This is a genomic window from Streptomyces sp. NPDC031426 (genome assembly GCF_055581585.1).
The window spans coordinates 51,141-60,907 of the sequence record NZ_JBVIJE010000032.1 but is presented as its reverse complement, the minus strand read 5'-3'; the positions used below and the strand labels follow the sequence as shown (position 1 = coordinate 60,907).

Genomic DNA, 9,767 nt, shown 5'->3' with positions numbered 1-9,767 from the left:
CTCCTCCGGTCAGAAGCCGATCAAAGGTGTCGTGCCGCCGGTCAGGGAGGCGGCGTCGAAACAGGTCGGGAAGCTGCCCTCCGGAGGCAGCGACACGGTGCCCGGGTTCGGGTCGCAGAGGTAGTCGTTCGCGTTGTGCGCGTTGGCCGTGGGCGCGGTGAACGTGATCTGGACCGTGCTGTAGCCGGCCGAGACGGCCTGAACCGACTGGATGGTGACGGTCTCGGCGTTCGCGGTGCCGTAGCCGAGCGTCATCTGGTAGCTGGCTCCGGCCGGGATGACGTACTGGGCGGCGATCGAGTTGACCCCGGAGATGGGCCCGACGGTGATGGTGGAGACGCCGGCCGCATAGGACGACTGCAGCTGCCCCCAGGCCGCCGAGATGACCCCGTACTGGTACTGGGAGGCCGGGGACATCTGCATGCGCAGGTTCAGCGCGCCCTGATCGTTTCCGCTCCACTCCATCTGTTCGATGAAGCAGTCCAGGGACTTCATCGGTGCCTCGGCCGGCCGCTTGTTGACCCTCACCCGGTCCGCGAAGTTGAGCAGCGCCACCTGCGGTAGCAGGGACGGATTCGGCGCCAGGTCGACCGTGATCTCCTGGATGCGGGTGTGGGGGTCCTTGTATTGCGACAAGAGGTAGTTGGCGATGTTGAGGCCGGCCTGGACCGTCTGAGGGTTGATGGTGCGGGTCAGGGTCTGCGGGAAGTAGGCCGTCTGCGACGCGCTGTCCTGGGCCTCCTGCAACTGGTTGGAGTTCGTCAGGTCCTGTGCGCCGTCGACCGTGATCTGGACGTCGTTGTACAGCCGGGCGGGGTCCTGCTCGAAGACGACGTCGCCCTGGTATGGAATCTCACCGGACGGGCTGTTCTCGCCGAAGGTGACCTTGGGCTGGGTCTGGATCCATCGCCAGAGCTGCCCGTACAGGGTTGGCACCCCGGTGCGGTCGATCGTGATCTGTCCGACCTCGGTGTCGGCGCTCTCCTGCATGATGTCCAGTGGGGAGCGGCCGTTGAGGGTGCCGCCGCCCAAGGCGACATCGGAGGCGTGAATCTGCATCCTGCTAGAGGAGCCTGGCTGGAAGTTGGCCAGATTCATGATCCTGTTGAGCCGGGTTCCGTTGGTATCCCCTGGCCAGCCGCGGGAGAATCCGAGGCTGATATCCCCTGACGTGGACACAGGGAGTTCACTGTTCCACTGGGCGACCCAGGCCATATCTCCGTTGAACGGCTGAGTGTTCTCGCCACTGCCGTTGGTCGTCAGGAGTGTGCCAAGTGCGTCACTGGTGTAGGTCGATGACCCCAGGCTGCTTGCTGCCGCGATCTGCGTGTAGTAGCCGTCGACAACGATCGTCGTGGTCTTTCCGTCTGCGCTGAGAGACAGGATGGCGCAATGCCAGTTGCCGTCGCAGACAGGCACCCAAGAGTTGTAGAAATAGTTGCTTGTGCCAGAAGAGTTCTGCACCTTGGCAACGACAAACCCGTTTGAGTAGATGCCAAGCTGAACACCCGATTGGTCACCCGTTCCGGACTGGAAGCCGGGGGCGGTAGCTGACCACAGAGTTGCGGTTCCGAAGGTGCCCCCAGCTCCTGGGGTCAGGCTGGTACGAAAGCAGATCATGCGGGTCCAGCCGGCGGAGGGCAGGGTTACGGTCCTGCCGCTGGAGTTGGCCCACTGCAAGGAGCTGGCGTTGGCCGCGTTGCCCAGCGACGAGGCCTGGTTGTTGGCGACAGTGATGACCGGGCCGGGGGTGTTCCACAGCGTGCCGAGCGGGCTGGTGCTGGAGATGCTGACCCCGGTTGTGATGGCGGAGCCGACCAGGTCCAGGCCGACCCCGCTGCCGCCCAGATCGAGGAACGCTTTGCCGGTGGGGCTGTCCGGCTGGGATCCCGTCGCGGCCAGGTCGAACCGGTACTGCGGGTTCTGCGAGGCCATGTAGGTGGCCATGGCGTTGGCGATGGTGGACTGCGACAGCGGCGCCAGGGCGTCGACCCCGGTCACGTTCGTCAGGCCGTACTTGCCGTTCTGGGTGTACGTCTGCGGCCAGCGCTCGATGAAGCCCTGCCAGATCTGCGTCCATGTGCCCGGGCTGGCCCAGGAGGTGGGCGTGGCAGCCTGCTCCAGCTGCCAGCCGGTGGTCTGCACGGTGGTGGCCGCCGTGGTGGCGGCGCTCGTCGAGATGGACACCAGCGCCCACGCGGCGTTGCTGGGGGCCGTGGCCGACACCGTCAGGCGCGTCCACGAGGTGGTGACGGACTGGACTGTGCCCAGCGTGCGCGTGATCAGTGTCCCGGACAGGCTGTAGAACGCGAGGCGTGCCTTCAGTTGCAGGCTGGTCATGCCGCCTGCAGCGAGGGACACGTCGATCCCGAAGGAGTAGGTCAGGTTGGGTGTGGCGGTGGTGCCGTCGCAGTCGGTGGTGGACCAGTTCGCTCCGGCGTCCCCGTTGAGGCCGAAGGCGACGCCGGAGCTGGAGCCGTTGGGGATCGCCCAGGTCTGGGCCGTGGTCAGTCCGGACCCGGATGCGGGCAGCCCGGTGGCGGTGCTGGTCGTGCCGACCGTGGCGCGCATGTTCTGGGTGGTGGTTCCGGACGCCACCCACGGGTAGAGCAGGTTCCGGGTCGGGTTGATCTGCAGGACCATGCGGCATCGCCGGTACGGCAGCACGTAGCCGTTGAAGAACGAGCTGGTGTTGTCGGGGTCGAACGCGCCGTCCAGGTTGTCGAGGGTGAAGTCGACCTTCCCGGACTGGACGGCGTCCAGCTCGTACTGGCGGCCCGCCAACTGCGCCTTCCAGCTGCCGCGCAGCCGGCCGCCGAGGTTGTACCACCAGTTCGGCGAGGCGGAGTTGCCGCCGGCGTTCCAGGCCACTTCGAGCAGGACGCGCGGCCAGGAAGCGATGAGGGGGCCGTCGGGCGCGTATCCGGGCGGTGTCGTCACGGCGACCCCCTTCTCTCAGCCGCGGGCCAACGACATGCCGTTGGTCAGGTTGCGGCGGTTGTACTGCAGCGCGGACCGCTGCTGGACCTTGAACAGGACGTCCTTGTCGACCTGGGCGATGACGGTGATCTCGGCGACCTGCGCCTGCCCGGAACCCGACCCGGCGGCGTACCCGGCCGTCGAGAACCCGCCGGCGGTGCCGATGCTGACGGTCTGCGCGGACAGGGACCCGGCGAGCGCGCCGACCGCCCGGTGGGCCAGGTGGGCATGGTCGTCGACGCCCTTGGCGATGCCCTCGGGGATGGCCATACCGACATGATCGGCGAACACCCGGCTCGGCGAGTTGATGCCGAGGAAGCTCTTCGCCGAGGACAGGGCGTCTCCGGCGAGGTTCTTCAGGCTGTCGAACAGGCCGCCGGCGGCGTTCTCGACGCCGTTGATGATGCCGTGGACGATCGCCGAACCGATCCCCAGGAACCATCTGCCGACGTTCTTCACGGCGTTCCAGGCGCCGTGCAGGCCGTTGCTGATGGCGCTGGCGATCCGGCTGACGGTGCTGCTGATCGTGCGCCAGGCGCTCATCAGCGGGTTGATCATCGCGGACTTGATGGCGCTCCAGACCGCCGAGGCCACCGACTCGATGCCGTGCCACGCGGAGGTAAGCCAGCCGGAAACGGTGTGCCACAGCGACTTCAGCCAGCCCCACAGCGTCTCCATCGGCTGGATGATGACGACCTTGATGCCCTTCCAGGCATCCTCGGCGACCGTCTGGATGGCATCCCAGACGACCTTGAGGAACCCCTTGATCGCGTTCCAGACGGTGTGGACCACGCTCATGATCTGCTTGTGGAAGTGGTTCCAGATCGCCATGATCAGCGCCACGAACGGCAGGAAGATCACCAGCAGCAGCGGCCACCACTTCTTGAAGAACCCGGTGATTGCGTTCCACACGGTCGTGGTGATGCTCGACAGCCAGTGCCAGGCCGCCACGATCGGGTCGACCACCGCGTGCCAGGCCGACGTGAAGAACCCGGCGATCGAGTGCCACGCGGACATGACGTTCGTGGTGATCGAGTTCCAGATGTCGGTGACCGAGGACGCGAGCCAGTTCCAGGCGTCGACCAGGGCGTGGCCGACGGCCAGGCCGACCGCCTTGATGACGCCCCACACCTGCTTCCAGTGCGTGACCAGCAACAGGATCACGATGATGATCGCGGTGATCATGGCCACCATGGGCAGTGCTTCCAGCACCTCGGCCGAGGTGATCCATGCGTACATGGCCATCGTCGCCCCGACGATGGCCGCGACCAGCGCGGTGCCGATCAGGATGGCCAGGGCCTCGGCGACCGTCTTGTGTTTCGTCAGCCACGACACGACGTGGGCGATGACGCCCATCAGGCGGGTGACGACGGGTAGCAGCGCTTGCCCGACCTGGATCGTCATCGCCTGCAGGCCGGCCTTCGCGTCGGCGAGCTTCTGGTTGAGCGTCTTCTGGACGTCCGACCAGCCCTCGACGCTCTTGCCGCCCTTCTGGACGTGCTCGGCGATGGTCTTGGTGTTGTTCTGGAAGTCCTTCATGTGCGGGCCGGTGAGCTGCAGCGCGGCCTGCATGGACTTGGTGCCGCCGACCATCGTGGCCAGCGCACCGATGTAGGTCTGCTGGGCCGGGGGCAGGTTCGCCAGCGCCTTCTGGAAGGTGTTGGACTGCTTGGCCGCCTTCTGCAGGTGCGCGATCAGCACCGTTCCGGCGGGGCCCATCTTCGACTCGATCGCCGAGGTGAGCATGTTCAGCGTCGAGGCCAGGCCGTGCGTGCCCAGGTTCTGGCTGACCTTGATGGCGGACAGGCCGAGGCTCTGCATCTCCTGCGCGGCCTTGCCGGACGGGTTGGACAGCTGGCCGATGGTCTGCCGCAGGTAGGTCGCCGCCACGGCGGCCGGGGTGCCCTGCGCGGTCATCGTCGCCATCGCGCCGAGGACCTCATTCAGGCCGACGTGCGCGGCCGCCGACACCGGCAGGATCGACGACATGGACCCGGCGAGGGCCTCGAGGTTGGTCTTGCCCTGGCCTTCCGTCGCGATCAGCGCGTTCATCGCCTGCGTCGCCTGGCCGGACGACATCTTGTAGGCGTTCATCGCGGTCGTCAGGGCGTCGCTGGTGGTGCCCAGGTCGGCGGCACCGACCTTGGCGCCCATGGCGGCCGTCTTCAGCACGTTGAGCGCGTTGGCACCGTGGAAGCCGGCGGACTCCACCAGGTAGAGGCCGGAGGTGAGTTGCTGGGTGGACTGGCCGACCTGCCCGGCCATGGCCAGGACCCCGTCGCCGACCATCTTCATGTTCCCGGCGGCCTCACCGGCGCCGGTCCGGACCCGGGTCATCTGGGTCTGGAAGTCCGCGGCCATCTTCACCGCGCCGACCGCAGCGCCGGCGGCCGCGATGCCGATACCGGCGATCGCCGCGCCCCCGACCCGGCCGAACCGGGAGAACGAGGACTCGCTCTCGTCGGCCGTCTTGCGGGACTCGCGCCGCACGTCGGCCATCGCCGTCTTCACGCCGCTGGACTTGCCGAGGAACTCCACGAACACCGGGGGCAAGCTGGCCATGCGGCTCACCCCCGCTCACGCTGTTGAGTTAGTGGACGGCTTTGCCCCAGGTCTCCAGGAAGACCCGCGACATCTCGGGCTCGACCTTGCGGACCCCGGGCTCGAAGTACGGGAACTTGCCTTCGTTGCGCTTCTTGTAGAGGTTGCGGACGCCGCCGCCGCCGACACCGACGCCGCCCTGGAATCCCTGCAGCGTGCGCCGCGGCCGGCGGACCCCGCCCACCCCCCGGCGCAGCGTGCCCGTGAGCCTGCCCGGACCGCCACCCTTGGCGGAGTGGTGCGGGCTGAGGTTGAGGCTCACGGCCTCACCGGTGCGAGACGAGGCGCCGCGGTGGTCCCAGCGGGGACGCCCCCGGATGTTGGAGCGGATCGCCTTCTTCGCCAGGTTCTGCGTGGCCTTCAGAGCGGTGATGGTGGCCTTGTCCACGTCGTGGCTCATCTTGTCCAGCGCGGCCTCGAGTTCCCGTAGGCCTACGACGCGGATCTCCACGTCAGCCATTGGCGGCCTCCTTCTCCTTGTTGGCGCGCGCCTGGGCCACGGTGTCGTCGACGGCGAGGATCCAGTCGAGCCGGTCGGCCGGCAGGTCCATCCACGTGTCCGGAGGCCCTACGACCTGGCACAGCCGCCAGTCCCGATACGCCTCCATCGGCAGCTGGTCGGCGCGGTAGTTGAACTTGCCCTCTAGCGCTGCTCGGAGGCGGTAGAGGGCACGGTAGGGCTGTTCTCGTCCTGGGACGGCCCGAAGTCCGTGCCCTCGAGGGCGCCGTCGGCGCACAGCTCCTTGAGCCGGTCGTAGTCCGGGCCGGGCAGGTCGAGCAGGGCGTCCAGGCTCACCGGCGCCTCGTAGGACCAGCCCACGACCCGGGCGATGATCAGCCGGTCGTTCAGCTCGTCCAGCAGGCCGGCGGACTCGTCGCCCATCTGCGCGACCATCTGCGCGGCCTCGGCCTCGGCCATGCCCTTGACGGCGTCGACGCCCTTCTTCGAGGCCTCCGCCACGACGCCGGCGAACGCCGGGTCCCGAGCCAGCTTCATCTGGATCGCACGAACCGGGCGCCGCAGCCGCTCGGAGACCTCCGCCATGTCGCGCAGGTCGGCCCAGCCTCCGCCAGGCAGGTTCTCACGCTTGATCGTCACTTGTACGTCCCGGAGGGCATCGCGTTGGTCAGGGTCACCTTGATCGGGCTGTAGCCGCCGCTCGCCCCGATGTCGGTGGTGTTGCCGTAGGTCTTGAAGGACACCGGAAGCTCGATGTAGTCCTTGCCGTAGCTCGGCGTGCCCTCCGACCACACCGCGGTCGTGCAGTGCAGCTGCAGGCCCGTGGCGGCGGCCCCGGTGCCGGCGGAGAACGACACGTCCAGCGTCTGGGCGGTGGAGTTCTGGAAGATGGTGCGCTGGCTGGAGTCCTCCATGACCAGCGTCAGCTTCCCCTCGACCGCCACGTCCCCCGACCAGATGGCATAGGGGTTCTGGGAGCCGTTCGCGCCACGGATCGCGGTGACGCCGCGCTTGATGGTCAGCTCACCGTCGACCACGAAGACGGTCGTGCCGGCGATCTTCGTCAGGACCGTCCAGTTCGCGACCGGCTTCACGGCCGTGTTCGACACGGTCGGCGAGGTCGTTGTGACGTAGGTCCAGCCGGTGGCCTTCGCCGAGTACTCCAGCAGCCCGTCGGCGTTCCACTTGAAGCCCAGCTCCGACAGCTGCTCGCCGGGGTACTGCCACGTCCCCAGCGGATCGAAGATCGTGTACGTCTGCCCGGGCGGCTGGGTGTCGCCGGTGTTGAGCGTCGAGAACGTGGTCGTGTACGGGGCGGAGGCGCCGGTGACCGTGACGTCGGGCAGCAGCGACACCAGCGGGAACCCGATCGAGTCGGCGAAGACGTCACCGCCGAAGTCGAGCGTCGAGCCCTTCTGGCCCTGGACGATGCCGAACGACTCGACGGCAGCGCCACGCTGGCCCTTGTCGTCGATCAGCTGCACGTCGTCCTTCGGCGTGAGCGTCTTCCACGGGATCCACATCGTGGGCACGACAGCCGTGCCCTTCGTGGTCTCCTTGGCGACGCCGAGCGCCGCGAGATGGGACGGCTTAGGCATCGCTGCCCTCCTTCTCCGGCGCGGCGCCGGCCTTCTTCGGGTTGGACTTCGCGGCGGTCCACCGGCCGTCGGCCGGGTCCGCTTCGAGGTCGTAGGACTGGCCCGGCACCGGAGTGAGGCCGAGCCGCGGGTAGTACCGGCCCTTGTCGCCGGTGTACGTGAAAGCAGGCATGCCGCACTCCTCACAGGGATTTCAGGCAGTCGATGCCGATGGAGATCGAGGTCCGGCGCCCCGTCTCGACCCAGTCCGTCTCGTGGGTGACGGCACTGGGACGGGCACGTTCGACGACCTGGCCGAGCGAGGTATCCGAGCGGACCAGCGCGATGACCAGGTCGGCGAGGGCTCGGGCACGGTTGAAGGTGACCGTCGAGTCGTCCGTGTTCCGGGTGACCTGGACGTCGACGGTGATCGTGTAGTCCTCGCGCAGCCAGTGCGAGCCGCCGGAGCCGACGTTCGACTCGGGGTTGTAGTTCTGGTGGACGTCGCCGACCGAGACGACGTCCTCCGGGATGTCGGTGCTCGGCCCGTCCATGCAGACCAGCAGCGAAGCGGACGTGTCGTTCGGGTCCGGCGTGAGCAGCGTCTGCAGCTGCGTGAACAGGTAGGCGCGGGCTGCCGGGATCGACGAGGCGGGGATCTGGTTGATGGGCGTGGTCATCAGGCGATCCCCGGGGGTCGGCGGTACGGGGCCCACAGCTCGACCACGCGGTCCGGCAGCGCGAAGCCCATCGGCACCCCGGCCGCCTCGCCGTCCATGCCGGCGCCCTTCCAGGACCGTCCAGCCGCCTGCTGGGTCTGCTGCCACAGGTGCCGGATCAGCTCCAGCGTGCCGAGCCGCACCGTGTACGGCACGCTCCCGGCCCGCCCCGCGGTGTACACCAGCTTGATGTTCTTCGCGCCGATCGCGAACATCGCCGGCTGGCCGCCGAACGTGCGCCGGGTGATCTGGCCCGTGCTGTAGTCGACCGTGTAGGCAAAGGCGTTCATCTGGCTGCCGAGCTGCTGCTCGGTCAGCGGGAAGGCGCTCAGGCCGTAGTACTCGGTGGCCGACAGGATCGACGCGAGCGGCAGCCAGTCCGGCACGACCGTGTTGACCCCGCCATCGAAGAACTGGGTGTGCTGCTCGGGCAGGAACGGCCCGCACACGTCCCGGGCCTGGTCGGCGGCGGCGAGGATGAAGCCCTGCAGCTCGTCATCCTGCCGGGTGTCGCTCGGGTTCATGTTGAGGTGCTTCTTCACCGAGGCCAGGTCAACGAGCTGCTCGACACCCAACGGCCGGACGGTGAACTGGCCCTCGGACGCCCACTGCACACCCGAGCCGGTCGCCGTCCACCGGTACAGCCAGATCCCGGCCGTGGCCACCGAGGGCACGACCGCGGCGTAGCCGCCGGAGCCCGTCGACGTCGTCGACGGCGTGGTCACGGTCCCGTTCGGGTCCGTGACCGTGAGGGTGACCGCCGGCGTCCCCGTGACGGGGTTGCCGTTGTCGTCCAGGACCGTCGTGGTGACGCCGACGTCCTGGCCGACGTAGTAGATCGTCTGGTTCTGCGCCACGGGCCACCCCCTCCCTGATCAGCGGTGACGGCGGTGCCGCCGGTGGGTCGAGCCGCGCCGGTGATGGTGCGCGGCCCTGCGGTGGTGGTGATGGGCGATGCGGTGCTCGTGAAGCTGCGCCGCCCGCCGGTGGTGCATGTGGTGGTGGACCGCATGCCGGTGGTGGTGCAGGTGGTGACGGCGGTGGGCGCGCAGCGTGTGACGGTGCGCGGCCTTGTGCCGGTGACGGGCCAGCTTCCGCGCGTGAAACTTCATCCGCCGCACGTGGTAGCGGTGGTGTTTCAGCGTGTGGAAGCCGCCCACGCTGTGCCGACGGTGGACGATCCGCTTCGGAACGTGCTTCGCCCGGTGCAGGTGCTTGAGGTGCTTGCCCTTCGGGTGGTGCTTCACGTGCTTGAGGTGGTGCCCATGCACGTGGTGGTGCTTCTTGTGGTGGGCCCGCTTGTGGTGGTGGTTGTGCGCGGCACGGCGCCGCAGATGGTGAGCGTGGTGGGCACCGTGCTTCTTCGGCCGGTGCGCTCGGTGCTGCGAGCGCACCCGCCGCAGATGCGCCTGGAGCTCCTGTGGCATGACC

At 68.2% G+C, this 9,767-nt stretch carries 10 protein-coding genes; all 10 read right to left on the bottom strand.

The annotated features are described in order from the left end of the window. Positions 1 to 9 precede the first annotated feature (9 nt). The 10 genes from ACZ5NH_RS38890 to ACZ5NH_RS38845 are packed head-to-tail and all read right to left on the bottom strand — an operon-like array spanning position 10 to position 9,763. Complete coding sequence (locus ACZ5NH_RS38890) at positions 10 to 2,940, bottom strand: LamG domain-containing protein (protein WP_468782223.1); 2,931 nt, start codon at positions 2,938 to 2,940, stop codon at positions 10 to 12. Positions 2,941 to 2,955: 15 nt separating this feature from the next. Beyond that, a complete protein-coding gene (locus ACZ5NH_RS38885; protein ID WP_468782221.1) occupies positions 2,956 to 5,541 on the bottom strand; it encodes a phage tail tape measure protein in 2,586 nt (861 codons plus the stop codon). A gap of 28 nt (positions 5,542 to 5,569) precedes the next feature. Next, positions 5,570 to 6,040 (bottom strand): hypothetical protein, encoded by a 471-nt coding sequence (locus ACZ5NH_RS38880; protein ID WP_468782219.1) that lies wholly within the window; start codon positions 6,038 to 6,040, stop codon positions 5,570 to 5,572. Further along, the gene (locus ACZ5NH_RS38875; RefSeq protein ID WP_468782217.1) at positions 6,033 to 6,188 is read right to left on the bottom strand and encodes a hypothetical protein; all 156 of its coding nucleotides are present in this window, start codon (positions 6,186 to 6,188) and stop codon (positions 6,033 to 6,035) included. The genes ACZ5NH_RS38880 and ACZ5NH_RS38875 overlap by 8 nt, the downstream gene beginning before the upstream one ends. A gap of 35 nt (positions 6,189 to 6,223) precedes the next feature. Next, positions 6,224 to 6,679 (bottom strand): hypothetical protein, encoded by a 456-nt coding sequence (locus tag ACZ5NH_RS38870; RefSeq protein ID WP_468782215.1) that lies wholly within the window; start codon positions 6,677 to 6,679, stop codon positions 6,224 to 6,226. Next, complete coding sequence (locus tag ACZ5NH_RS38865; RefSeq protein ID WP_468782213.1) at positions 6,676 to 7,638, bottom strand: phage tail tube protein; 963 nt, start codon at positions 7,636 to 7,638, stop codon at positions 6,676 to 6,678. The genes ACZ5NH_RS38870 and ACZ5NH_RS38865 overlap by 4 nt, the downstream gene beginning before the upstream one ends. Further along, entirely contained in the window at positions 7,631 to 7,810 is a 180-nt protein-coding gene (locus ACZ5NH_RS38860) for a hypothetical protein (protein WP_468782211.1), read from the bottom strand. The genes ACZ5NH_RS38865 and ACZ5NH_RS38860 overlap by 8 nt, the downstream gene beginning before the upstream one ends. Positions 7,811 to 7,820: 10 nt before the next feature. After that, positions 7,821 to 8,297: a hypothetical protein gene (locus tag ACZ5NH_RS38855; protein WP_468782209.1), complete on the bottom strand. Its 477-nt coding sequence runs from the start codon at positions 8,295 to 8,297 to the stop codon at positions 7,821 to 7,823. Next, positions 8,297 to 9,193 (bottom strand): hypothetical protein, encoded by an 897-nt coding sequence (locus ACZ5NH_RS38850; RefSeq protein ID WP_468782207.1) that lies wholly within the window; start codon positions 9,191 to 9,193, stop codon positions 8,297 to 8,299. The genes ACZ5NH_RS38855 and ACZ5NH_RS38850 overlap by 1 nt, the downstream gene beginning before the upstream one ends. Positions 9,194 to 9,211: 18 nt before the next feature. Beyond that, positions 9,212 to 9,763 (bottom strand): hypothetical protein, encoded by a 552-nt coding sequence (locus ACZ5NH_RS38845; RefSeq protein WP_468782205.1) that lies wholly within the window; start codon positions 9,761 to 9,763, stop codon positions 9,212 to 9,214. Between the last annotated feature and the right edge of the window lie 4 nt (positions 9,764 to 9,767).

What these genes read in the sequence shown, in the direction of transcription:
- ACZ5NH_RS38885 (WP_468782221.1), bottom strand. Translation starts at nt 5,541, where the DNA reads ATGGCCAGCTTGCCCCCGGTGTTCGTGGAGTTCCTCGGCAAGTCCAGC.
- ACZ5NH_RS38880 (WP_468782219.1), bottom strand. Translation starts at nt 6,040, where the DNA reads ATGGCTGACGTGGAGATCCGCGTCGTAGGCCTACGGGAACTCGAGGCC.
- ACZ5NH_RS38855 (WP_468782209.1), bottom strand. Translation starts at nt 8,297, where the DNA reads ATGACCACGCCCATCAACCAGATCCCCGCCTCGTCGATCCCGGCAGCC.
- ACZ5NH_RS38865 (WP_468782213.1), bottom strand. Translation starts at nt 7,638, where the DNA reads ATGCCTAAGCCGTCCCATCTCGCGGCGCTCGGCGTCGCCAAGGAGACC.
- ACZ5NH_RS38860 (WP_468782211.1), bottom strand. Translation starts at nt 7,810, where the DNA reads ATGCCTGCTTTCACGTACACCGGCGACAAGGGCCGGTACTACCCGCGG.
- ACZ5NH_RS38875 (WP_468782217.1), bottom strand. Translation starts at nt 6,188, where the DNA reads ATGGAGGCGTATCGGGACTGGCGGCTGTGCCAGGTCGTAGGGCCTCCG.
- ACZ5NH_RS38845 (WP_468782205.1), bottom strand. Translation starts at nt 9,763, where the DNA reads ATGCCACAGGAGCTCCAGGCGCATCTGCGGCGGGTGCGCTCGCAGCAC.